The following is a 23,263-nucleotide window of genomic DNA, read 5'->3' on the forward strand; positions in this document are numbered from 1 at the left end:
ACTATAGGTAAAGGTCCTTCAAAGCAAAATAGGTACTGCTCTCCACCTCACTCCCGATCCGCAGGAATCCTAATTCGAATCTCCGTGCCGTCGCCGGGTGCACTGCGAATGGCAAGCTCAAAGCGGCTCCCGTAGTAAAGTTTAAGACGATAGATGACATTTTGTAGACCTATACGCTCACCCATTTCTTCCTGCCTTTGCATGTAACCATATAAGCGTTGTACCTGTTCCTCAGACATGCCCACCCCATCATCCCGAACCGTTAGAATCAGTTGTCCTTTCTCATGCTCAAAATGAATCTCAATGCGTCCCCCATGCTTTAGCGGCTCAATGCCGTGGATGCTTGCATTTTCAACCAGTGTCAGCGCGACCATTTTGGGAAGCAGATTGTCCAGGTCTTCAGAGCGCGCTTGCACTTCGTACTGTATTCGCTCACCAAAGCGATATTGCTGGATTTCCAGAAAACAACGGATCAGCTCCAGCTCCTCCCGCAAAGTAACCCGATCCTTGTTCCACACCAGCGAATTGCGGAAAATCCGTGCCATGTTATGAATAATGCGTGCTGTCTCATCCTCATGCTTCATCAAGCTCCGCATGCGAATCGTCTCCAGCGCATTGAACAGGAAATGCGGGTTGATCTGGCTGTGAAGTGCATTCAACTGGGCATGTCTGCGCTGAATTTCCAGATTTTTTCGCTGAATATCGGCCATATACACATCGTTAATCAGTCGCTTTATTTTCAACGTCATTCGGTTAAACTCACCTGTTAATTGCCCGATTTCATCTCGCGACTCTGTACCAGGAATCAGCTCAAAATGCTGATTTTTCACCTTTTTCATGTGCTTTAAAATACGATGAATCCTCACGTTCAGCGAACGTGTAATCCAGATAATAATTAATGTTGGCAGCAGCATATTTACACAGGTTAACAAGAGCACAAAATTGCGGGATTTCTGCATTTCATACAGCACTGCATCTCTCGATACCGCAGCCACAATGCTCCAGCCATTCAGATTGCTCGTAAGCACATAATTCGTCTTGAACTCCATGGTGTCCTCTGGCAGCTTGAGGGTGCTATAGGACACAGTTTTGTGGTTTATATCCACTTTGGGGTCCGTTGTATATTCGATTTCCCCTCGTTCGTTTAGCAAAAAGAGACTTCCCTGCAAATTCAGGTTATTGAAAATCTCCCGAATGGACGACATTCGCAGTTCTATTTTTAGTATTTTTTCACGACCATTTTGGGAATAAAAATAGTTCATCCGCCGAATCAGGCTGAAAGGGTGCAGCTGTTCGCCTGTACTGTCATCGGTACGTACAAATATAGGCTTGGACTGGCGTCCAGGCGGGATTTTGGTATACCAGGGGAAGTTTCTGACTCTCTCATCTATAAAGCTGATTCCCCCGGAATTCAGCAGCGTTGAATTATCTGTGTAGATCGTAATTCCACCTACGGAATGGTATGCAGGACTGTAAGTATTGTTCAAGATACGACGTAAATAAGAGTCATAAGCGGCGATATAGTCAGCAGGGTGGGGATATGTTTCTTCCAATACCTCATTGAGTTGATGATCGGTATAAAAGATAGACGAGATTTCCATCGCATCTTCAAATTCACGGTGAAATTCAATTTTAATCTGTTCCAGTGCGCGCGAAATATCCTGAATACGCTGTTCTTTCACATTTTGCGAGGTAACATGGTAAAAAATCAGATTGGTCAGCACTACAGGCGTAAAAACACAGAGAAAATAAAGCAGCAGCATTTTATCCCGCAATCGCACATGATCAAGAGTCGTTCTCAGCATCTTCATTCGCTGGCCCTCTCTGGCTCATCGCCAATACTCAGGCTGTTGCGGTATTCACTAGGCGTGGCGTGCGCCATCTTTTCAAACTGGGTAACAAAATAGTCTGAACTGCCGAAGCCCACGCGCTCAGCAATTTCATAAATCCGTAAATCCGTCTGCCGCAACAAGCGTTTCGCCTCTTGAACGCGCAATTTCAGCAGAAATTCGTTAAAGTACACACCATACGTTTTTCTGAACAATTGACCGAGGTATACCGGGTTCATGTAAAAGCGAGCCGCAATACTTTTCAGGCTTATATTCTCGGCGGCATGCTGCTCAATGTAAGCACGGATGTGCTGGATGCCTCCTTGCTGACAATCCTTGCGCAGAGCCCCAATATACCTTCCACTTTCCTCTGCAAAAGCTGTAAACAATCGCTGTAGTTCACCCAGGGACAGGTTCATGTCCTGCCAGTTCATCATCGGTTCTAGTGACTGAAGTGAGCGCTCATCTCCCTGCATGTTTTGAATGACCCGAACGATACTAAGTAAGCATTGATGCAGACTCATTTTCATAGCCTCAGGAGCATAACACTCCTCCCGAAAGCTGCTAAATAAATAATCCACGGCCACACGCAGCTCATCCAACCGCAGTTCCTCGACTTGTTCCGTCAAGCGATCCAGTACGTCCTGAGGGATGGTCTTATAGTGGAGTGGTGGCATTTCCTCCTGTAGATATGCAACAATACCGCCATGGTCATAAATGTATTTATGGAGCACTGCTTCCTTCGCACAGGCGTAGGACTGCTGGATATCCTGCAACCGATTCACAGGCTTTCCTGCATAAACGAAAACTCGACTTCCCAGCTGATCTTTTAGTGTCTTCATCCCCTCTATCTCTCGTTGTAGCGCTTTCATAAAAACTTCGACCTTGCCTTCAAAACACCCCAAAAAGAAGTCCGGTACGATAAGACCAATCCGGTTACGATGCTCATGAACATAGAGAGGGTACTTGCCATCCATTAAACGATGAAGCGCTTGCTCTATAAGCTCCCTGAATTGGAAAAGCGATAACATGATATTATTGTCACCGGAGCGCCAGGGATGTTGGTCATTCAGCTCGACGAGCACATAGTACATATACGTGGCTTCCCCAAGCCATAGCTGCTGCTCCCACTGTGTCACCACTACATCATCCACTGGGTTCATCATCACAGTCTCTAACAGCCCACCTGCATGGTGATTCTGATATCGTTGTGCATTCTGTTGTTCACGATGCAGTCTTTCACTCAGCTTGCGCAGTGTAGCCGAAAAGTCACCCTCATCAATCGGCTTAAGCATAAAATCATGAACCCCATAGCGGATTGCCTGCTGCGCATAAGCAAAATCACTATAGCCGCTTAAGATAATAAACGCGGGATGTTCTGTACTCTGTTCGAGCACAGACCGAATCAGCTCTAATCCGTCCAGCACAGGCATACGAATATCGGTAATGACCAGGTCCGGGTGAATACGGCTGATTAGCTCCAGCGCATCCTCACCGTTATCAGCTTCTCCTACGATTTCAAAACCACAGGCTTGCCAATCCATGAGTTGAAGCAGCCCTTTACGAGTAAAGGTTTCATCATCCACCACAATGGCTCGATGCAGCTTCATAACACGCTTCCTCCTTTTGATGTATGCCTATTTTATTATTTTAGTTAACTATTCCAATGATCTCAGTCACTATGGTAATGTAAAACATCAGGAATTGGAAATTTTCGTTACACCTAATATATGACGAATAGAGGGGTGCAAAGCATGCGCACGCCAGCAGCCAAGCCAAAGCAGCAAATATACAAAAAGGAGACGAATCCCTGAATAGGGGTTCGTCTCCTTTATTGCTATTGCGTAAAAGCTTTATTATTCTCTTATTCGTGAATTCAGGCTATCGCTCAGCGATGATACTGACCGCTTGCAGATGGTCGGCGTACTTTACAAACTGCTTGCGCATACCCATAACCCTTGTCCGGGCAGCATGGTTACGCATAAGGTTAAAGGCAATTTTTCCAAATCTCAACCAGCCCTCGTCCTGAATGATACGTGGCAGATGCAATAAGTGCATGGGAACCGTATAGATTTTAACGACCTTAAAGCCTTCCTCTTTCAGCAGCTGCTCCCACTCTGACACCGTCAGCGGTGTCGCATTAACTCTCATGGCTACAGCCAAATCCTTGTAAATTTGTTTTCTGAGCGCAGGCTCAATATGGTTAGAAGCAAGGCACATCTCATGAATAGCATACTTCCCGCCTACTTTCAAAAGCCGCCTGGCTTCCGAAATAATCTGCGCTTTCTTGGCCCTTGTGTGCATCGTCAGCATGGCTTCCCCATATACCACCGTCGCAGAGGCATCCGGTAACGGAACCTGTTCAGCATCGGCAATAATGACTTCCCGGTTTGCTCCGCTTGCATACGTTTTTACAATAGAAGCCGCCTTCTCATTCTGTTCAATCGCAATATAACGGCGGGGATTAAGCCGCAGTGTGATTTGGGCAGTTATACCCAATCCGGGGGCAAACTCAATAACCTCATCCTGCCCGGTTACATCAAGTCCCTCTATCATCCAACGTGTCGTTTTTAACCCTCCGGGCCTAAGCACGCGCTTACCGAGACTTGCTAATATCCAGTGCCCTGGCACCTGTTTGTAATCTACTGTCTGCATTGGCTATTAACACCTCTTCTTAAAATTTGATAATGATATTCATTATCAATACGAGTGAAAAAAAATAACCATTTTCTTTTTTTTGATATGAGCATTTTGCATCATTCAATATCTATATATTGCTGATTGGAGACCCGCTCTTACGATTTATGCAAATGCTCCATTTATACAATGATGGTGCTGTGTCCTCTTTTATATGTTCTGCGCATAGCTTTCACTTGGCGTTTGGGTCAACACTACATGCAGACTGGAATTCGCCTCTGCACCGCCACGATAGGAAAAGTGCTCATCGCCCGTAACATGAATGATATCCCCTTGGACAACTTCCGTTGCTTCGCCGTTCACAGTTACAGTACCGCTACCTTCAAGAACAAGCAAATATACATTCGCTCCTGGGTGATTATGTGTTGGCAGCTCGGCATTAGGAGTAAAGTTGAGAATAAAAATTACATTGTCGGCTTCCTTATGCACAATTCGTTTTGTAAACGCAGCTTCTTTATATTCCTGAAATTGAATGAGGTTTGATTTTTTCATATTAGTTCACGCTCCTGTTTGAAATTAAATTTGCTTAAGATGGATTAATACCTTTATTGTATTGGATTATTTCGCTCGCCTTGTGATTGCAATCACAAAACTAAATTTAAGTAAAAATACTTTTAAAATATTTAAAAATTTGATTTCAATCATCTTTTTCATCGACACATCCAACTAGAATCAAATTGTGTTAGATAAACAAAACAAGCAGGAGGTTATTCCATATGAAGCCTGGATTCAAGCTCGCAAAGGATATTTATTGGGTAGGAAAAATTGATAATCGTGAGGTTCCCTTTCATCGTCTTCTACTATCTAAGGGCACAACCTATAATGCATATCTACTGAAAACTGGAAAGCCAACCATTGTGGATACCGTAGATATGGCGTTCGGTAGAGAATTTGCAGAAGCTGTAACCGAATTGATCGATCCATTGGACATTCAATATATCATCGTCAATCACACCGAACCGGATCACTCGGGTGGATTGGCGGCACTTGCTTCCAAAGCAACGAACGCCACGATTGTCTGCACTGAGATTGCCGTTCCGGAAATTCAACAAATGTACAAGCTTCAGCATCGTAACTTCCTCGTAATCAAGGACGGGGATCAACTGGATATTGGAGGCAAGACACTGCTGTTCAAGGAAACACCTTACCTTCATACAGAAGAAACCATGATTACGTATTGTATAGAAGATAAAATCTTGTTCCCTTGCGATATTTTCAGTACACACGTGGCTGTAGAGCATCTATTTGCCGATGAGGCTGGTTTTGATATCACCGAGGACTTTATCGGATACTACCAGGCTATTATTCATCCACATCGCAGATATGTGCGCACATTAATCGAAGCTGTTGCCGATCTGGATATTGAGATGATTGCACCTTCCCACGGCTTCGCGATCCGACATGATATTGCCAAGTTTATTGATTTGTACGCCTCTATGAGTACCGAAACCAAGGAGGATAAAAAAGTAGCGATTGTCTATGCCACCCTGAAAAATAATACTAAAAAAATGGCAAACATCCTGAAGGACTGCTTTTTGGAGAACCAAATCAAGGTGGAGCTATGGGACGTGGATAAAGCCGAAGAAACGGAAATATTGAATAGTATTGCCTCAGCGGATGCTGTTTTCGTCGGTAGCTCTACCAAATATGCCGACATGACAGGCAAATTGGAAGACCTATTGCAACAAATGCAAAAGATGAATCTGGAAGGCAAGCTGGCTGCTGCCTTTGGTTCCTACGGCTGGAGCGGGGAAGCCATTGAAGTTGTACAGGATTACTTGAACGGTACTAATATGAAGGTCCAAAGCACTTCAGAGGTAATCAAATCAACGGGTATGACCCATGTGGAATTCCCGGTACGTATTCGTTTCTCTCCTACAGAAGTTGAAAAAGTGAAGAAAATTAAAAATGCCGCTGAATTTGTCTCAGATCTACTGCTTAGTGTTATTTAAAACACAGTAGCGTATAGCGAATAGGAGAGATACTGAATGGGTAACCAACATTACGTTATTATCGGAGGCAGTGTCGCCGCCGTCAACGCGGCAAAAGCGATTAGAGATCATGATGATCTGGCCGAAATTTCTATTTACGGGGAGGAAGCATCCTTTCCGTATAACAGAGTCAAACTTTCCAAGGGACTATTCACTGATTTGCACAGTGACAAAATCCTGATCAAAAAGGAAAAATGGTTTGCCAATCAACGAATTCATGTGTATTCCGGCATCAAGATAACCGAGATACATCCAGAGGATTGTACTATCAAAACAATAGATGGACAAACCGTTGCTTATGACAAGCTGCTGCTGTGTACAGGAGCTCACAACCGTAAGCTTGTGCTAGATGGGGCTTCTCTAAGGAACGTTCACAATATCCGTTTTCGACAAGATGCAGATAGCCTTAAAGCGGAATTGCGACAGGGAGACCGGATATGTATCATCGGCGGCGGTATTCAAGGCGTGGAAACCGCCTGGTCCTTCCAGCAAGCAGGGTATTCTGTAACCATACTGGAAGCTTCGCATCGGCTTATGCCCCGTCAGCTAGATGAAAAGGCCTCCGCTATTTTGACCGATCGAATGACCGAACGGGGTACTCAGGTATGCCTTGGGCAAGGCGTAAAACGTATTAAAGGCACAGATCACGTAGAAGGTGTGGAACTACAGGACGGCTCTGTTATCCCCTGCGAGCATGTCGTGTACTCTATCGGAATTGTACCGAATACGGAGCTTGCTCGCCAAATCGGCCTTAATATTGGACAAGGCATTCTGGTGAATGCGCAGATGGAGACCAGCTCCGCCAATATCTATGCAGCAGGTGATGCAGCCGAATTTCAGAGTAGAGTAGATGGGTTATGGGAAAGCGCAATGGAGCAGGGAAAAATAGCAGGAGCTAATATGGCGGGCGCATCCGTCAGCTATCAGCGTCCCCTCCCTATAACCCTTTCGAACTGCTATGAATCTCCTCTCTTTTCCATCGGTCTAGTAGACGAACAAGTCTGCGACACCAGCCTGATTACTAAAAATCAAGCTTCTTATGCACGTATGTTCATACAAAACGGCTCTATCTGCGGCGTGATTGGCTTTGGGGATGCCCTTGCTTCACTACCATACAAAACAGCCATCATGCAGGGACTCAAACCGGACGCACCAGAGCTTACAAAAATTTTGAATGACAAGGAGAACTAGAGATGAAAAAATATGTATGTCAGCCCTGTGGATACATTTATGATCCTGCTATCGGTGACCCCGATGAAGACGTTATGCCCGGTACAGCGTTTGAGGATCTTCCAGAAGAATGGGTTTGTCCAGTCTGCGGTGAGGATCAAAGTCATTTTGCCCCAATAGATGATACAGAATAACAACCATGCGCTATAACCTGTAGTTTCCGGTTTATGAATGGAGTGAATGAATGTGAATGAGATGTCCTGTCCCTGCCAGTGCGAAAAGGAGCCCTGTGCCCGCAAAGTGCCTATCTTTTCCTCTTTGTCCTGCGAAGATTTGTGTAAGGTCAGCTCCATGATCCGACACCGAAAATATCAGAAAGGCGAGGCCTTGATTGTGGAGGAGCAGGCTTCCGATACGCTGTTCATTATTAAAAGTGGACATGTGAAGCTTCTGAAAATGACACCTCAGGGGAAAGAACAAATTCTGCACATTCTGACAACTGGTGATTTTTTTGGCGAGTTGAATATTTTTAACAGCGATGAGCTAAGTAATTTTAGTGCGTATGCCTTAAAGAATACGGATATATGCATGCTTACCAAGGATGATATGGAGCAGTTGATCCGCAACAATCCCGATATCTCTTTGAAGCTGCTCAAAACCATTACTAAACGCTTAGCACATACCGAAAACCTGGCTCAAAGCCTAGCTACCAAAGACCCGGAAATCCGCATCGCCTATATGATTCTTGAGCTTGGACATAAATACGGCAAGCCGGACGGCTCCTACATTAAAATAAATCTCCCCCTTTCACGCGAGGAAATGGCTAATTATGTGGGTGTCACCCGCGAAACCATCAGTCGCAAATTCGGAAAATTTGAACAGCTGGGGATTATTCATAGCAAGGGTACACGAGAGATCACCATCTGCGATGTACAGAAACTGAACGAATATATGGATTGAGACACATAGATACAATGTTACTCTAACATGAGGACAACAAAAAACCGCTTCTTTAACTTATGGATTGCAGTTGATCTATCAACCACTTCCATTTCGTTAAAAGGCGGTTTTTTCACCGTATTTTATACTCCACTAACTATCAATTGTCGTGTTCACACCTTGGGAAGACGCTCCCCATGCAGGCCGCGCTGAAGGAAGTTCTGGCGAAACTCTGTCTGTGGAAGGAGCAGTCTCAATCGTGGTCGATTTGGAGCAATCCCACACTACTTTGACCAAATACCCAAACAACAACACATTCAACAATGATGTCACACACAAAATAATACCGTATTGATCCCGAGAATTGGAGCTATAGAAGATATCAAAGGTGTTCAGGAAAATGGTAAGACTGAATCCACCCGCAAGCCACAAAAATCTGCGGTCTCGTAAATACAGATACGCCAGTACAGCTAACGCGGCCGCAGGGAACAAGTACCGTTCATGCATGCTGGAAGCGAAGGTAAATACACCTGCAATGAGCACCAGTGCAGCTGCCGCTGCAAATTGTGGTTTGCGACTGCGGATATACATCCACCATGTAAATAGAGTCACCAACACAATGCAGATCATACCCCACGTATGGTAACTGAACAGGAACAGCGTTGTAGTGTCCTGCGTATAATTGCCACCAATCAGTGCAAAAAAGTTATACGCGTTCACCGAAGCATACGGATATTCGCCAACCGTTCCCTTGTATAGATCTAGCAGCCATAACGGCTCCTGCCCCCACGAAAATGGCAATATAACCAGAATGGTCGTCACAACGGCACCGCCAATGGACAACAGCCAAGGCTGTATTTTACGTTGTCTCAGCAGCTCAAAGAACAGAACAGGCCCATAAATAATCCCCTGCGGCTTCATCAATACGGCTACCGTAAACAATACGGCTGACCAGCCGACCCGGTTTTCCACAAGCAGCACAATCATGCCCACAATCAGCATAGTAAAGAAAGAATCTACCTGCCCCCAGAAGGTCGAATTGATAAACACCGCCGGGTTAAACACGTAGAATATAGCCAATCCAAGGCTTATTCCATAGCCGACCCGTTTGCTCGCCAACCGGTACAGCATGTACGCTGTCACGATATCGGCTAATATATTGGGGAGCCGCAGCAGCACGGACATATAGGGACTGAAAGCATCCGTAGAGCCGATTTGACCGATCACATATAAAATATAAATATAGAACGGCGGATAATCACTTGATCCGTTCGTGTAAAAGCCCGATAAGCTATCCGCTGCAGTCGTAGCCCAGTTCCGGAATAGCATCAAATCCATATGACCCGAGATCCATGGGGCGATCGCCATTCTTAAAAGGAACCCCACACCCAGCACTGTCCACAGCATCAGTCCCCGATTACGTTCCCCGAGCTTCCATTCACGAGCCCGAAAACGGTACGCAATAAACACGAATGCACCGAAGAACAAAGCGGCGAAAATCGCCAGCGGAGTAGCATAAGCAGATGAGGAGTTGCCACTTCTTCCACCACCCATGCCACCGCCAGGACCGCCCATGCCAGATCCGTTACCAGACATGCCACCGGGGCCTCTGTGCTGTCCGTCTCCGGCAACACCACTGCCGCCCGAAGACGTATCATTCCCGGCCGTTGTACCTTTGTCACCCGATGTCGATGTCCCCTCAGTGGAGGAGTTGGTAGTTTGGTCTGTCGTTCCCTGATTTTTGCTGTCAGCACTATTCGCCGAATCCTGCTGATCTTGTCCTACATTTCCTGCTCCACGGTTCCCCGCGGTCTGACCGTCAGAGGGACGTTGCCCCGGTCCTCCCATACCTCCACCAGGTCCGCTTCCTCCTCCGAACCCGCCGGATGGGCCCTGCCTAACAGCCGCAGACTGGGACGCAGAACTACCTGAATAACTCCATAACGAAACGACACTAGCGACAGCACACAATATGAGACTAAATAGAAGTATATATTTCAGACCGTTCGCTTTCCAAACGTTCAAATCCGATGCACCTCTCTCTGTTTCTATTTTCCCATATTGTATCTGCCTTAGCTTAGGACTTTGTGAGTTCTGGCTGAATGTTGGCTGAATACGGAATCATCACACTGAAGATTGTCGTTCCATCTCCATAATCGCCCTTTCCAGCTGAGATTGTGGATGCTTCAGCATGTTACCGTGACCGACAGCTAATAAAGATGGATTGAAACTCGCCAGCTTTTTGGCGCTTTTCAGCGAAATTTCCTTGTTCCAGGTAGCCAGTGCCGGAAAAGGAAACAGCGGCTTAAGCCTTCCTGATACCGCTATACCACCTCGGGTCTGGAAGGCGTCGCCTACAATCAACGCACGGGTACGAGTATCCAAAAATGCCATCGAGCCCGGCGTATGTCCCGGTGCGCTGATCGCCAACAGCGAACCTACATGATCCCCATCCTCCAGTAAAACGTCAGGCTGGGTAAGGATATGTTTCGGTACATCGCCTCGAATAGGAGTATCCGGTTCTCCTGCCTCCAACGATACATCGCCCTGTAGCAGTGGTGCGTCCCGCCTTGAAATGAATACTTGCGCGTCAGGATACCTTGCCTTGAGCTTATCCAACGCACCCACATGATCCCCATGGGCATGGGTAAGTACAATTCGAATAATCGGCTGCCCGATCCGCACCGCAGCCTGCTCTATACCACGGGTACTGTATGGCAATCCGGCATCTACCAAGGTGAGCCCCTCTTTCTCCTCCACCAAATAACAGTTCACCGGGAACAGGCGGGGCATAAATGTCAATTGATACACATGCTGCACCTGAACAATACGCATTTTAGCTCATCTCCTTGTCTTAATTATAAACTAATTATATTAGTATTATAATTAATATAATTAGTTTTAAGCAAATATTTTTGCTGCTATTCACCCGGAGTTGGAGCTTGGAACCGCTACGGGGATGATCATACTGAGGAAACAGCAAAAAAGCATCCTCGGAAATCTGCTTCCGGGGATGCCTCTCAAAACAAGAATTAACCTTTTCCTCCTGTTATTAATAATGAAGCCTTCTTGGCTATTTCCTCTTTATCAAACGGAGTATTTCCAGATGCCCATAAATAACCAGCCTCATGTATGATATTGGCATAAATAGGTACATAAAAACTCTTCTCTGAGTCTGTACATATGTTATCTAAACTTTTCACTAAATATTTTTTCAGTTCAATTAACATTTTTTCTTTCAACAGAGGTGCAAGACTTAAATAGCTACGACGACATTGAATTTTCGGTTGTTGATGAAAGTCACATACTGCTAGAACGAGTTGGTTTATGGTGTCCTGATCGAACTCTACTACTCCTAATGTTCGTTTTTCAATGACGTTCGAAGCAGAGTCGTCAATCATGTAATCCAACATTTCGTACTTATCATTAAAATGGGCATAAAATGTAGCACGATTCACTTGGGCCCCTTTTGTTAGATCTGCTATTGTTATCTTTTCAAAATCCTTTTCATTCACTAAATTAACAAAAGCGTTAATCAAAGACCTTTTTGTATGTGTCATTCGCATATTTTTTACTTTTGTCCCCACGTTCTGCCCTCCTTATTTGGCACATTTCAATTTTTGTTTCTATAGCAACATTCTCATTTAATTGTTGGTTGTTCCATATATTAAGCGGGCTTATACTTACTAAAACAACATATGTTGCTTTAAAATATACCACAAATAAGGAGTTCATATAAGATGAAAACTATTGCAATAATTGGTGCAGGACTCGGGTTAGGTTTATCTATCGCGAAAAAATTCGGGGCGCAAGGGTTTAAGGTAGCTTTAGTTTCTCGTAATCCAGAAAAATTGGAAATCATCACAAATGAACTAAAAAGCCTGAATATTGTAGCGCGCTCTTATGTCGCGGATATTACGGATTTGAACGTTTTAAAACAAGCCTTACTGGCTGCTAAAGAAGACTTAGGTAGTATTGATGTACTCGAATTCAGTCCTTATGCAGGATGGAGTAATTTCACAGATATTTTAGAAACAACGCCCGCAAGCGTCTTGGAACAAGTCAACAGCATTGTGCTTCCTGCAGTTCTATCCGTCAATGAAGTATTGCCTGACATGATCAGCAATGGTTCAGGCGCGATTCTATTTACAACGGGCATATCTGCCATGTTCCCTTTGCCCAGTCTTGGGAATGGTGGTATCGTGATGTCCGGTCTTCGAAACTATGCAACTAACCTGCATAATGAACTGAAAGAAAAAGGAGTTTTTGTAGGACACCTTTCAATCGGCACTTTCATACAAGCTGGTACGGCAGGAGATCCAGATATCATCGCAGAAGCTTGGTACAACTTATACGAGAAAAAGCATAGCTTTGAAGAAACATTCCCAAAAGAAATGGATCCAACCAAGCTGTAAAATTATTAAAGCGAGAAGATGACCATGGATGGCCGTCTTCTCGCTTTTTTGTCATTTATAACGTCCTCTGTGCAACAACTTCATCCGTAATTATAGCCGGATTGCCTCAGCAATAGGCGTACTGCCAGACACCAAATTAATTGCACGATGATACGTCTGCTGTTCCTCCAGCGCTGCTACCACCGCTGCCGCCACATCTTCACGGGAAATGGTATGGCTGGTGAGCTCCTCACCAGTAGCAACTTTGCCGGTGCCCACAACATCCGTCAGACCACCCGGACGAAGAATCGTGTAGTCTAGTTTGCTCGCTTCCAACAGGCGGTCAGCGTAATGCTTCGCCACATAATACGGTTTAATGGATTCGGGCCACTGCTCCCGATTCTCCGCATGTAGGGCGCTGACCATAACGAAGCGTTGGATACCTGCTTGTTCGGCGGCTTCCATCGCCTTGACCGCTCCATCCAAGTCGATAAGCAGCGTTTTATCTGCACCTGTTTTCCCGCCGGAGCCTGCTGTAAATACGACAGCATCGCTGCCTTTTATAGCTGCGGCAATTTCGCCAACCGTCCCTTCGAGGTCAGCTACCACCGTTTCTGCTCCCAAACGTTCAAGCGCTTCGGCCTGATCCGAATTTCGGATCAACGCCTTTACGCGATGCGATTCATTTTGCCCCAATAGACAGACAAGATGTCTGCCTACTTTTCCATTTGCACCAATCACCAGTACGTTCACTCATACCCCTCCTGTATTCGCAGTCTCTCATCTACATTATACAGATGTATTTTACCCTTCGGGTCTGCGACGCAATCATGTTAGCTGCATCAGGTTGAAATCAGGCTTCTTTGGTAAGCTCGACATCTCGCTTTTGCCGCACACTCAGACCTGCCAAAAAGGTAGCCATCATCACCTCAATACTCCGGTCCACCTCCACAGGTAAACCAAAGCCGCCCTTTTGTTCAAGCGAGGCGAATCCATGAAGCAGACTACGGAATCCCCTCGCTGCATGAATGCAATCTTCTTCCTTGAAGCCATAACCACTGGACAGGACGGTAATGACCAGCTCGGCCACGCGATCCGCAGCCTGCCTCATTTCGGTATCATTTCGATCAGTTGCATACAGCATCGCTTCATACAAACCGGGTCGCTCGCGAGCATACCGCATATACGCCTTCCCCATAGCGGTCAGCGCATCTTCGCCCGCTCTACCCACCGCTGCGCTCATCAAAGCTTCCTCCAACTGTTCGAGACTGTGCAATGCCAGTACTTGGCGCAGTCCGTTCAATCCGTTCACGTGGTTATACAAGGACGGAGGGCGAATATGCAGCTGTTGCGCCAGCGTGGTGAGCGTGACATCCCCCATCCCTTGTTCATTGGCAATGTCCTCGGCAGCCCGCAGGATATCTTGGAGCTTTACTCCGTTTCTAGGCGACATCATCCTGTCTCCTTTCATCGAATTTCTATGTAATCCGGTTCCTTATACCTATACAGAATTGATCCAGATTCTATTTTAACTAATCCCGTTAGTTTATACAAAAAAGATGCCGTTTACAACAGCCAACCTGCATCAAAGCTTTTATAGAAGAGCATAGCAGTCATTACTGATATAATAAAAAAATAAGATCATAGAACGGATCTGATCCCTTTCTCGATCCCCTACAAAGGAGCTAGCTATATCTATGGAATCCAAGCCACTTCCAGCTATTGAATTCAATCACATCATCAAATATTTCACCGGGTCTGGACAGCAACGTGCGGTTCTGAACGGGATTACAGCAAAAGTTTCCCCCGGCAAAATCACCACGTTGGTCGGTCCATCGGGGTCTGGTAAAAGCACGTTGCTTTCACTGTGCAACCTCCTAATGACACCGGATGAAGGGGACATCCGTGTCCTCGGCAAACCTATATCGGAGTGGGAGATCTCTGAACTGAGACGGAGAGTAGCATTGGTTTTTCAGGATGCCCCCATGCTTCAGGGAACTGTCCTGTACAATCTCCAAACCGTAGAACGGCTGCACGGTACAGTGCTGGATGATCCTGCCGGCCTGTTGGAACGCGTAGGACTCACCCGCGACCTGTTGGAACAAAAGGCACAGGAACTGTCCGGTGGACAAAGACAGCGCTTGGCCTTGGCGCGGACGCTCGCGAACCGCCCGGATATTTTACTGCTGGATGAGATTACTTCTGCACTGGACCCTGCCTCGGTCAAAGAGGTTGAGGAACTGCTGCTGCAAATGAACAAAGAAGAGGGAACAACGATGATCTGGATTACGCATCATATGGAACAAGCCCGCAGGGTAGGCCACCAAACATGGCTGATGATCGACGGAAGACTGGTAGAACAAGCGGATACGGAGACGTTTTTTAATGCTCCGCAGCATAGTGAGACCCGCAAGTTTGTAGCAGGAGAATGGGTATGACGATTGTTGCCTTGATTCTCTCTCTCGGTTTTGTATTTATCGCCATCGTCATGTCCAAATCCTTCAAACTCGGTCTGGACCGAGACATTATCATCGCCACAATCAGAGCGTCGGTTCAACTGCTGGCGATTGGATATGTATTGCATTTGATTTTTGGGATGCAAAGCTACGGATTTATCGTATTATTCATTCTGCTCATGATTACCGTAGCCTCACAAAATGTTGCGCGCAAAGGACGATTTATCCCCGGTCTCATGTGGAAGTCATTCCTGACGCTGCTGTGTGTGGAAATCGTTACGCAGGCGTTCCTGATTGGCCTGCATATTATTCCGGCGACAGCCCGATATATGATTCCGATTAGCGGCATGATCATTGGCAGCTCCATGATTTTGTCCAGCCTGCTGGTGTCCCGGCTCAAGTCGGAAGTCCTGCTGCGCAAGCCTGAAATCATGCTCATTCTGGCGCTAGGCGGCACGCCTAGACAAGCCATCTTCCCTATACTCAAGGATTGCATACGTTCCAGTATGATTCCAACCATCGAGGGGCAGAAAACGTTAGGGCTTGTCCAGCTTCCCGGCATGATGACCGGACAAATCATCGCAGGTGCCAATCCGATTGCCGCCGTGCGTTTGCAATTGCTAATCGTATTTACTACCATGACCTCTGCTATTTTGACCAGCGTGCTGCTAAGCTTGTTCATTTATCCGGCATTATTTACCCGCCAGCAACAATTGAACACAGAAGCATGGGAACGCTGATCGAGGCGGATATATCCAGTTATTTACCAGCTTCTATAAAAAAGTAGACATGTTTAATTCCTGACATGAAGGTTAATAGATACACGAACACGCTTTACTAAAATTCGATGAGGAGTGATTGAACATGGCTAACAACAACCAAAATGGCAAACTGAGTCGCGAAGAGGCAGGACGTTTAGGTGGAGAAGCTACTGCTAAAAATCACGACAAAGAATTTTATCAGGAAATTGGCGAAAAAGGTGGCGAAGCCACTTCCAAAAATCATGACAAGGACTTCTATCAGGAAATCGGACGCAAGGGCGGTGAAGCCCGTGGCAATTCAAACCAGAGTGATAGCGACGGGAAAATGAGTAGGGAAGAAGCTGGCCGTAAAGGCGGCGAAGCCCGCGCACGTCAGCGTAGGGATAACTGATAATAGGGAATGTGTGGTCGGTGCAATTGTAATGTAGAGGCACAGACTGCGTATAAACACGAAGTATAGTGGACGTTTATGTTATAAAGCCTATCTGCCGTTGTTTTGGCAGATAGGCTTTTTGTGTGAAAGTTACTTTCATCATCGGATCATACACCTTACAATATACATAAACAGGTTAAATAACCAATCATGCATATTTTATTACAAATGAAAGAATGGATTATGGGAGGTTTGCGCGAATGTTGATTACAAAGAATAAAACGGCTGCAACTATTCTAAGAATTATATTTTTTTCACTGATTTTCAGCTGGATTTATTATTATTCAGGTCATCACTCAGCAGAAACCGCTAAATTAGTTAAAACTACAGATGATTACTTGGTCATACAGAGAGATGCTTCTAACGGAAGTGAATATAAAGAATTATATATTTCCTCAAAGTCTGTGATCCCTCCTCTGGTTATAGGCAAACAATATTATTTCGTGTCTGATCAAAGGTACTTTCAACGCCCATATATCCGTTATGTAGAGGAGTAAAATAGAATAAGACAACAGGGACTAACATAGCCCTTGATTAAAGTTCATGAATACAAAAGAGTGCATGCAACTCAAGTCAAATATTCCTGTATTCCGGCTGTTAAGATGGAGTCGAAAGGAGGGAACCCTCGTGTACGAATGGAACGAAATGGTTCAGCTCATGATCGATTGGATTGATAATAATCTTACTTCAGCACCTTCGTTGTTGAGAATGTCCGATCAGTTAGGCTACTCCCCTTACTACTGTACAAAACAGTTTCATTCTCTTACAGGAATGACGTTAAGGGATTATGTGTGGATGCGCCGGATTAGCCGTGCTGCACTGGAACTCCGGGATAGCAATGTCCGTATCCTCGATATTGCAGTAAAGTATGGGTTTTCTTCACAGGAGGCTTTTACACGGGCATTTGTAAAAGCGTTTGAGGTAACTCCGGCTGTATACCAGAAGGAGCCCCGACCTATTCCGTTAGCCATTCGTGTTGAGGTATTCTCTCCTTATCATTACCATTTGAAGGAGCGGGATAAGATGGTTAAGGATCATTTGCAAGAAGCTGAAGTCAAAATCGAGCGTATACCAGCACACAAATTTATTGGAATTTGGGATACTTCTTCACGAAACTACGGTGATTTCTGGAGAAACGGTCACAATTGTGATGAAATTTGCGGAACATTGGAAAGCATGTCTCATCTCAAGCTTCCCGAACAATTGGGCCAAACTGCGGGCTGGTTCTATCAGGATGGTCAGAAGGGCTATCTCTATGGAATACCGGTTGCCGCTGACTATGCCGGAGAGATCCCCGCAGGAATGAAGTGCCGGGACATCCCCGAATCAGATTACCTGGTGTTTTTCCACCCACCCTTCGATTATTTAAAAAACAATGGAGACGTTATGAGAACGGTGGAGGAGAAGGCTTGGAACTTTGACCCTAGCAGCCTGGGGTATGAATGGGATGAGGAAACGAAGCAGGATTATCAGCGGCATTTCCCAGAAGTTTACGGCTACGCAGTGTTACGTCCAGTGAAAAAAGTGTAGAGAAAAAGAATCCGAAGAAGCCGCTACGATCAGGATGCTGTTCATCCTCTTGCGGCTTCTTGTTTTTAGAATGGAATGGAGGTATAGGCAATGAAATCTTTTCGTGTTTGGCTGGTCCTAATCTCATGTCTAGTTATTACTGTAAATATTACGGGGTACGACGACTACAATATACTATTAGCTATTATTAGTCCGTTGGTTTGGATGTATGAATCATTTCGATTTGTGCGAGAGGCAGACATCCCCATAGCCATTGTTTACTTCACTACACTAGTTTTCTGGTATCTCATTGGATACGCTTTGGACCGTTTGATTAGAAAATTGAAAAATTAAAATCACTTGAAATTATCTTCCAAAATATTATCTACCTTCTCAGGCTCGTACTCGACCTTCTGTAGTCAGGAGATGAAGGAATCATATTGATCACAACATTTCTCATTTGTAGTTGGTACTTTCCTTATGGTTTAGTAATGTTTACATATGTAGTCTCATTTTTCAGGGTACTGTCTACAGTCGCACCCATAACCTCTGAAACAAACCTGAGAGGCACCATCACACGATTAGGCGATACTGGCATAACAGGCGTACCAGGCATTATTTTTTCTTTACCATTTACAAAAGCTACTTTACTTCCAATAGTCAGACGTACGATTTTATCATTTTCAGAACGGACTGTAACCTCCTGCTTCTCTCCATTCCAACTTACACTTTCACCCAAACTTTCTGATACAAATCTAATAGGAACATACGTTGTATCGGTTGCCCGTTCGATATAAGGATTTGCATCAGATGTAACATCAACATTGTTTACTTTAAGGACAAGATTGTACAAATATTTAGGGAGTGCAGCATTTGCCTGTTCTACGGTTACAAAGAGAATCACAGCAAAGAGTATAGTATGAACTGCTTTTTTCAACACACTACATCATTCCTTTTCTAGTAGAAACGGATTTATGGAACTCATTATTACTTAAACTCGAAACTCCTCTTGTTTCAGAAGGAGTGCTTTTTGTGAAATTAGACCATAACTGCCGCGCATCAAGCCTTTCCGACGTAACTCATTACATTTTTTGACTTTCAGATGTATTTTTATTTCATATAAGGCATTTTATAGATGACATGATATAATCAGTTCCATTACTCGTTAGAAGAATTAGTTTTGCATAAGGAGGGTTGGAAGATACGGTTGTGCTGGTTAATGAGTTCGTCCAAAAGCATAGATTGCTCAAGCACAGAGGCATGTTCGAAACCATACTGGTTATATAGATCATAAAGCCGCTGTCTTGCATTTTCTAATTGCTGATTTAACGTTTTATCTATATTCATCCATATCCCTCCTATTGAATCTTATTTTAGGGTGGAATGGGTAAATATGAATCATCCATTTTTCCATTCAGGAATCGGCAAAATAAAACAAAAAAAGACCAGCATATAAGCTGGTCCATGGTAATGATGCTTGGCTCAAGCTCCGCCAATGTGCCCTTGAGTTTGGATTGTGCTAGAGCTTGGATGCCCAGCTTGAACTGGTACTGCGAATACCAGCAATAAGCTAGTTACCGTCAAGAAGAAAGCCATCTTTTTGATCATTTCTTTCCCACACCTCCTGAGACATTTTTTCATACTGAGCCAGTGTTTCAGGAGCGACGTACGCTCTGAAACGATCAAACAAACCTGAACAGTTGGAAATAAGTAGTACATGATTTATTGTAACAGCTTTTTCAAAAGCGTTTATTAAACATTTGAAACCATATGGATATCTACCTTTATTTAGGCTGTACTTAGCAAGTTTGTACCAAAACCGCACGTATTCTTCTGGTAAAACTTGTTGAGTATACATGTCGGCAGATGACGGCTCACGATAAGCTGCAATTTGAAACTCAAATCGCTGAAGAATATGATCCACATCTATGTTGTAACGATTAGCGGCCTCTATGACATTTAAGAGTTCAGCAAAAATGTGTTGTTCGCCTGCCATATACTCTACATACTCTGGCAGCACACTACTGTCTCCTGACATGAGCTTGTTCACGTAGGTATTGATTTTCGCCCAACGCTGAAACAAACCAAGCCAATGAAGTGTATCCGGATCTCGCTCCTTCACCCAGCTTAAATCAGTATAAGCACGGATATGCTCTAAGCCTTGTGCATAATTACCTTTTGCATCACATGCATTTGCACACATCAGATCAGAATAAGCTATATATACAAAAAGTGGTCTACTTAGTTGCTCTAGTGACTGTTGTATCTCGCGTTTGGGGTTATGAGCCAAAACATATTGAATTTTCCCTAGTCGTCCCATTTCCTCAGCAAATATATATACCTTGTCCCACTGGCTCAATGATCTGTATACATTCACTAAGTCTTTCAAACCATCTAGTTGCTCCATTTCATTAAGCCGTCCGATAAATGGTTCAAAAAGGGTAGCGGCCTTGAGATTAATCGCTTGATCCTTCCCAATCGTGAGTTTAAACAAGCGATACTGGCACACCGCAAGTCGTTCGGAATGCTGCTGCTTTTCACTATCAGCCACATTTTTATAAAGGAACGCAGCTGCTTCATTGTGGCCTTCTTTAAAAATATCCTCGGCTACTTCAAAGAGTAACGGAGGATATATTGGATTATCCAGCAATAGAAATACAACGCGCTGCAAGCAATCGAGTCGGTCAAGCTCCACGCAGCGGTACAGAAAAGGACTAATTCTTCGCCAGTTCAGCGGGGCCTCTTCCACACATTCCTCAACATATCGGTCATAGAAATGGTCTGCTGGTAGCTCCATCGCTAAAGTTATACGGTCCAATTGATTAACAGAAATGGACCGATTGCCCGTTACAATACCACTCACGGTACCTGGGTTCAATCCTGCAGTATGTCCAAACTCGGTCTTGCTCATGTCTTTTTGCATTAGAAACTTTTCTAATTCTGCTCTTATCGTAGGTGTGATTTCCATGAATAAACCACCCTTTCAATGTGAACTCTGGGGTCTAGAACCTAGTAAATGAAGCTATGTAGTTCAAAAACTAATAATATTATGAAATGTTTTCCTTCTCATATCACCATAGTACCATCTTTTGGAACAACAATACATACTACTATTTTATTGCTTATCATCTTTTTTATGGGAGTTATTAGCATGATTAAATACTAAATACACCCCTATTCAACCAGAGGAGGGAGGTTCATTTAAATCCAAGGCCATTCTTTTAATATAATTTTATTTTAACGTTAATACTCACTGAACACCTTTGTTACCTTATGTAATGTCGTCTTCCCATCCTGTAAACTAAGTTCCATCAAGCGGTAACCGCTGGATCATAGAGAGGATGAGATATTTATGAGTTTGGATAATAGAGTTTTTGCGATACAAGCTGGTCTGGACGGACGTGTAAATGCAGTTATAGATCAAACCCTTGCCGAGAAGCGCCTGATCGGCGCAGTCGTCATGATATATATGGATGGTTCACCCGTGTATGTCCGAGCGGCGGGGCTGGCTGATCGAGAAGAACAACGTCCTATGCATGAGGATGCTTTATTTCGGCTTTCTTCTGTATCCAAACCGATTGTATCGACTGCGGCTTTGGTTTTGGCAGCCCAAGGTTTGATTAAGCTCGATGAATCTATTGAACGCTGGTTGCCCGATTTTCGCCCCCGATTAATCAGTGGTGAGCAGCCCTCCATTACAGTACGCCAATTGCTGACACATACTGCCGGGTTGACCTATGGCTTTTTAGAGGAAGAAGGCGGTGGTCCCTATCATCGTGCAGGCGTATCAGATGGCATGGATTTTTCAAATCTTACGCTGGAAGAGAACTTGCAACGTTTGGCTTCTGTGCCTCTGTTATATACACCGGGTAAAGCATGGGGATATTCGATTGCTACTGATGTGCTCGGCGCGATCATTAGCCGTGTATGTGGCACAACCCTTGATGCAGCTGTTAAAAAGCTCGTTACAGAACCTCTCGGTATGCACGACACCAGTTTCGCGGTCGCGGATGCTGGACGGCTTGCGGCTCCTTATGTCAACGATATATCAGAACCCCGGCGGATGCGCGAGCTTGAGGTTGCGCAGGTTTTTGAAGGCACCGCAGGACTTCGTTTTCAGCCTGCACGAGCCTTTGATCCCACGGCTTTCCACTCTGGTGGCTCTGGTATGATCGGCAGCGCAAAAGATTTCATGCGGCTGCTGGAAACACTGCGAAACGGCGGCAATCCGTTACTTTCAGAGGAATGGGTCCGTGAAATGGGCACCATCCAGACCGGGAACCTTCCCTTGGCAGGCTGGCCGGGGCGGGGCTTTGGACTGGGATTCACCGTACTCCAAAATCCCGACGAAAGCGGAACAGCAGAATCACCCGGAACGTGGCGTCTCGGAGGAGCTTACGGTCATTCGTGGTTCGTTGATCCCGCACTAAGACTCAGTGTGGTCGCCTTTACCAATACAGCATTTGAAGGGATGTCAGGTCCGTTTACAACCGAGCTTTGCCAAGCCATTTACGGTAGCTCAAATAGGGTCTAATAAAGTGGGGGTTACATGTTTATGGTCTACAGGCGAGGACAGGACAATTAACGTGGTAGAGTGCCCGTGCTTTCCACACTCATCCCCGAACTGCTCCAGCTTGAGCATAGACTCAACCATGACTTTCAGTAAGTAATTTTGCTCGCCGCTGATTCTATGGCACTCAATGACTTCAGGTGCAGATTGGCAAAACTCAACAAATGAATTGCATTGATTCGTGTGCACGAGCACGTGAGCCATGATCGGCTTTCCAACTTTCTCATGTGAAACTATGGCACGATACCCGGCGATGATGCCTTTATCCTCCATGCGCCGCACTCTTTCCGTTACGGCAGGCTGGGAAAGTCCAACCTCCTTACCCAGCTCGGTCATGGAGATACGCGCCTGGTTTTGTAGACACAACAAAATTTTATGATCCACTTGATCCATCAAATCCATCTCCTTAAGTCCAAGGTAATATTACAAAAACACAATTATTATTATGTAATATTCCGAATATTGCCTTATTATTTTATGATTTAATGAAATATTAGCATGCAAAATCAAGGAC

Annotated in this window: 24 protein-coding genes; 11 read left to right on the forward strand and 13 right to left on the reverse strand. The window is 44.9% G+C overall.

What is annotated here, in order from left to right; genetic code table 11:
- Positions 1–47 precede the first annotated feature (47 nt).
- From KAI36_RS25645 to KAI36_RS25660, 4 genes are all read right to left on the reverse strand, one after another.
- The gene (locus tag KAI36_RS25645) at positions 48–1,811 is read right to left on the reverse strand and encodes a sensor histidine kinase (protein WP_220026363.1); all 1,764 of its coding nucleotides are present in this window, start codon (positions 1,809–1,811) and stop codon (positions 48–50) included.
- Positions 1,808–3,439, reverse strand: a complete 1,632-nt coding sequence (locus tag KAI36_RS25650) for a response regulator (RefSeq protein WP_220026364.1) — start codon at positions 3,437–3,439, stop codon at positions 1,808–1,810. The genes KAI36_RS25645 and KAI36_RS25650 overlap by 4 nt, the downstream gene beginning before the upstream one ends.
- A gap of 271 nt (positions 3,440–3,710) precedes the next feature.
- Positions 3,711–4,484 (reverse strand): class I SAM-dependent methyltransferase, encoded by a 774-nt coding sequence (locus KAI36_RS25655; RefSeq protein WP_220026365.1) that lies wholly within the window; start codon positions 4,482–4,484, stop codon positions 3,711–3,713.
- Positions 4,485–4,676: 192 nt separating this feature from the next.
- Positions 4,677–5,018, reverse strand: a complete 342-nt coding sequence (locus KAI36_RS25660; RefSeq protein ID WP_025721355.1) for a cupin domain-containing protein — start codon at positions 5,016–5,018, stop codon at positions 4,677–4,679.
- A gap of 224 nt (positions 5,019–5,242) precedes the next feature.
- On the opposite strand from KAI36_RS25660, the gene KAI36_RS25665 reads away from it, so the two are divergent.
- The 4 genes from KAI36_RS25665 (at position 5,243) to KAI36_RS25680 (ending at position 8,647) form a co-directional block, all read left to right on the forward strand.
- A complete protein-coding gene (locus KAI36_RS25665) occupies positions 5,243–6,478 on the forward strand; it encodes an FprA family A-type flavoprotein (protein ID WP_220026366.1) in 1,236 nt (411 codons plus the stop codon).
- 36 nt (positions 6,479–6,514) lie between these two features.
- Positions 6,515–7,708: an NAD(P)/FAD-dependent oxidoreductase gene (locus tag KAI36_RS25670; RefSeq protein ID WP_220026367.1), complete on the forward strand. Its 1,194-nt coding sequence runs from the start codon at positions 6,515–6,517 to the stop codon at positions 7,706–7,708.
- Positions 7,709–7,710: 2 nt separating this feature from the next.
- Entirely contained in the window at positions 7,711–7,881 is a 171-nt protein-coding gene (gene rd, locus KAI36_RS25675) for a rubredoxin (RefSeq protein WP_220026368.1), read from the forward strand.
- A 61-nt stretch (positions 7,882–7,942) separates the two neighbouring features.
- The gene (locus KAI36_RS25680; protein WP_220028207.1) at positions 7,943–8,647 is read left to right on the forward strand and encodes a Crp/Fnr family transcriptional regulator; all 705 of its coding nucleotides are present in this window, start codon (positions 7,943–7,945) and stop codon (positions 8,645–8,647) included.
- A 132-nt stretch (positions 8,648–8,779) separates the two neighbouring features.
- Here the strand turns inward: KAI36_RS25680 and KAI36_RS25685 are convergent, their stop codons facing one another.
- The 3 genes from KAI36_RS25685 to KAI36_RS25695 all read right to left on the reverse strand — a co-directional run bounded on the left by KAI36_RS25685 (position 8,780) and on the right by KAI36_RS25695 (position 12,213).
- Positions 8,780–10,474 carry a glycosyltransferase 87 family protein gene (locus tag KAI36_RS25685; RefSeq protein ID WP_220028208.1) on the reverse strand — a complete coding sequence of 565 codons (1,695 nt, stop codon included), beginning with the start codon at positions 10,472–10,474 and terminating at the stop codon, positions 8,780–8,782.
- Positions 10,475–10,750: 276 nt separating this feature from the next.
- Positions 10,751–11,461, reverse strand: a complete 711-nt coding sequence (locus KAI36_RS25690) for an MBL fold metallo-hydrolase (RefSeq protein ID WP_220026369.1) — start codon at positions 11,459–11,461, stop codon at positions 10,751–10,753.
- Between the two features lie 197 nt (positions 11,462–11,658).
- On the reverse strand, positions 11,659–12,213 hold the full coding sequence (locus tag KAI36_RS25695; protein WP_023990922.1) for a TetR/AcrR family transcriptional regulator: 555 nt from the start codon (positions 12,211–12,213) through the stop codon (positions 11,659–11,661).
- Positions 12,214–12,366: 153 nt separating this feature from the next.
- Here KAI36_RS25695 and KAI36_RS25700 point away from each other — a divergent pair, with 153 nt between their 5' ends.
- Entirely contained in the window at positions 12,367–13,041 is a 675-nt protein-coding gene (locus KAI36_RS25700; RefSeq protein ID WP_220026370.1) for an SDR family NAD(P)-dependent oxidoreductase, read from the forward strand.
- Between the two features lie 90 nt (positions 13,042–13,131).
- On the opposite strand, the gene KAI36_RS25705 is transcribed toward KAI36_RS25700, so the two are convergent.
- Entirely contained in the window at positions 13,132–13,773 is a 642-nt protein-coding gene (locus KAI36_RS25705; protein ID WP_220026371.1) for an SDR family oxidoreductase, read from the reverse strand.
- A gap of 100 nt (positions 13,774–13,873) precedes the next feature.
- A complete protein-coding gene (locus tag KAI36_RS25710; protein ID WP_220028209.1) occupies positions 13,874–14,473 on the reverse strand; it encodes a TetR/AcrR family transcriptional regulator in 600 nt (199 codons plus the stop codon).
- Positions 14,474–14,717: 244 nt separating this feature from the next.
- Here KAI36_RS25710 and KAI36_RS25715 point away from each other — a divergent pair, with 244 nt between their 5' ends.
- From KAI36_RS25715 to KAI36_RS25735, 5 genes are all read left to right on the forward strand, one after another.
- A complete protein-coding gene (locus KAI36_RS25715) occupies positions 14,718–15,458 on the forward strand; it encodes an ABC transporter ATP-binding protein (RefSeq protein ID WP_220026372.1) in 741 nt (246 codons plus the stop codon).
- On the forward strand, positions 15,455–16,216 hold the full coding sequence (locus tag KAI36_RS25720; RefSeq protein WP_025724094.1) for an ABC transporter permease: 762 nt from the start codon (positions 15,455–15,457) through the stop codon (positions 16,214–16,216). The genes KAI36_RS25715 and KAI36_RS25720 overlap by 4 nt, the downstream gene beginning before the upstream one ends.
- Before the next feature lie 124 nt (positions 16,217–16,340).
- Positions 16,341–16,628: a KGG domain-containing protein gene (locus KAI36_RS25725; RefSeq protein ID WP_220026373.1), complete on the forward strand. Its 288-nt coding sequence runs from the start codon at positions 16,341–16,343 to the stop codon at positions 16,626–16,628.
- A 242-nt stretch (positions 16,629–16,870) separates the two neighbouring features.
- Positions 16,871–17,167, forward strand: a complete 297-nt coding sequence (locus KAI36_RS25730; protein WP_071643847.1) for a hypothetical protein — start codon at positions 16,871–16,873, stop codon at positions 17,165–17,167.
- 130 nt (positions 17,168–17,297) lie between these two features.
- Positions 17,298–18,200: an AraC family transcriptional regulator gene (locus tag KAI36_RS25735; RefSeq protein WP_220026374.1), complete on the forward strand. Its 903-nt coding sequence runs from the start codon at positions 17,298–17,300 to the stop codon at positions 18,198–18,200.
- 457 nt (positions 18,201–18,657) lie between these two features.
- Here KAI36_RS25735 and KAI36_RS25740 read toward each other — a convergent pair whose 3' ends face one another.
- The 3 genes from KAI36_RS25740 to KAI36_RS25750 form a co-directional block, all read right to left on the reverse strand.
- Positions 18,658–19,119: a copper amine oxidase N-terminal domain-containing protein gene (locus tag KAI36_RS25740; protein WP_220026375.1), complete on the reverse strand. Its 462-nt coding sequence runs from the start codon at positions 19,117–19,119 to the stop codon at positions 18,658–18,660.
- A 218-nt stretch (positions 19,120–19,337) separates the two neighbouring features.
- A complete protein-coding gene (locus tag KAI36_RS25745; RefSeq protein ID WP_071643855.1) occupies positions 19,338–19,526 on the reverse strand; it encodes an aspartyl-phosphate phosphatase Spo0E family protein in 189 nt (62 codons plus the stop codon).
- A 223-nt stretch (positions 19,527–19,749) separates the two neighbouring features.
- A complete protein-coding gene (locus KAI36_RS25750) occupies positions 19,750–21,147 on the reverse strand; it encodes a helix-turn-helix transcriptional regulator (protein ID WP_220026376.1) in 1,398 nt (465 codons plus the stop codon).
- Positions 21,148–21,531: 384 nt separating this feature from the next.
- On the opposite strand from KAI36_RS25750, the gene KAI36_RS25755 reads away from it, so the two are divergent.
- Positions 21,532–22,713, forward strand: coding sequence for a serine hydrolase domain-containing protein (locus KAI36_RS25755; protein ID WP_220026377.1), 1,182 nt, complete (start codon positions 21,532–21,534; stop codon positions 22,711–22,713).
- On the opposite strand, the gene KAI36_RS25760 is transcribed toward KAI36_RS25755, so the two are convergent.
- Entirely contained in the window at positions 22,699–23,142 is a 444-nt protein-coding gene (locus tag KAI36_RS25760) for an Lrp/AsnC family transcriptional regulator (RefSeq protein ID WP_028540848.1), read from the reverse strand. The two genes, KAI36_RS25755 and KAI36_RS25760, sit on opposite strands and share 15 nt — an antisense overlap.
- Between the last annotated feature and the right edge of the window lie 121 nt (positions 23,143–23,263).

Origin of the sequence: Paenibacillus sp. S02 (assembly GCF_019454065.1) — a bacterium.
Taxonomy (GTDB): domain Bacteria; phylum Bacillota; class Bacilli; order Paenibacillales; family Paenibacillaceae; genus Paenibacillus; species Paenibacillus polymyxa_B.

Bases quoted from the DNA above. Each gene is read 5' to 3' on its own strand.
- KAI36_RS25645 (WP_220026363.1), bottom strand. From the start codon at position 1,811: ATGAAGATGCTGAGAACGACTCTTGATCATGTGCGATTGCGGGATAAA.
- KAI36_RS25650 (WP_220026364.1), bottom strand. From the start codon at position 3,439: ATGAAGCTGCATCGAGCCATTGTGGTGGATGATGAAACCTTTACTCGT.
- KAI36_RS25655 (WP_220026365.1), bottom strand. From the start codon at position 4,484: ATGCAGACAGTAGATTACAAACAGGTGCCAGGGCACTGGATATTAGCA.
- KAI36_RS25660 (WP_025721355.1), bottom strand. From the start codon at position 5,018: ATGAAAAAATCAAACCTCATTCAATTTCAGGAATATAAAGAAGCTGCG.
- KAI36_RS25665 (WP_220026366.1), top strand. From the start codon at position 5,243: ATGAAGCCTGGATTCAAGCTCGCAAAGGATATTTATTGGGTAGGAAAA.
- KAI36_RS25670 (WP_220026367.1), top strand. From the start codon at position 6,515: ATGGGTAACCAACATTACGTTATTATCGGAGGCAGTGTCGCCGCCGTC.
- rd (WP_220026368.1), top strand. From the start codon at position 7,711: ATGAAAAAATATGTATGTCAGCCCTGTGGATACATTTATGATCCTGCT.
- KAI36_RS25680 (WP_220028207.1), top strand. From the start codon at position 7,943: ATGTCCTGTCCCTGCCAGTGCGAAAAGGAGCCCTGTGCCCGCAAAGTG.
- KAI36_RS25685 (WP_220028208.1), bottom strand. From the start codon at position 10,474: ATGGGAGGACCGGGGCAACGTCCCTCTGACGGTCAGACCGCGGGGAAC.
- KAI36_RS25690 (WP_220026369.1), bottom strand. From the start codon at position 11,461: ATGCGTATTGTTCAGGTGCAGCATGTGTATCAATTGACATTTATGCCC.
- KAI36_RS25700 (WP_220026370.1), top strand. From the start codon at position 12,367: ATGAAAACTATTGCAATAATTGGTGCAGGACTCGGGTTAGGTTTATCT.
- KAI36_RS25710 (WP_220028209.1), bottom strand. From the start codon at position 14,473: ATGTCGCCTAGAAACGGAGTAAAGCTCCAAGATATCCTGCGGGCTGCC.
- KAI36_RS25715 (WP_220026372.1), top strand. From the start codon at position 14,718: ATGGAATCCAAGCCACTTCCAGCTATTGAATTCAATCACATCATCAAA.
- KAI36_RS25720 (WP_025724094.1), top strand. From the start codon at position 15,455: ATGACGATTGTTGCCTTGATTCTCTCTCTCGGTTTTGTATTTATCGCC.
- KAI36_RS25725 (WP_220026373.1), top strand. From the start codon at position 16,341: ATGGCTAACAACAACCAAAATGGCAAACTGAGTCGCGAAGAGGCAGGA.
- KAI36_RS25730 (WP_071643847.1), top strand. From the start codon at position 16,871: ATGTTGATTACAAAGAATAAAACGGCTGCAACTATTCTAAGAATTATA.
- KAI36_RS25745 (WP_071643855.1), bottom strand. From the start codon at position 19,526: ATGAATATAGATAAAACGTTAAATCAGCAATTAGAAAATGCAAGACAG.
- KAI36_RS25750 (WP_220026376.1), bottom strand. From the start codon at position 21,147: ATGGAAATCACACCTACGATAAGAGCAGAATTAGAAAAGTTTCTAATG.
- KAI36_RS25755 (WP_220026377.1), top strand. From the start codon at position 21,532: ATGAGTTTGGATAATAGAGTTTTTGCGATACAAGCTGGTCTGGACGGA.
- KAI36_RS25760 (WP_028540848.1), bottom strand. From the start codon at position 23,142: ATGGATCAAGTGGATCATAAAATTTTGTTGTGTCTACAAAACCAGGCG.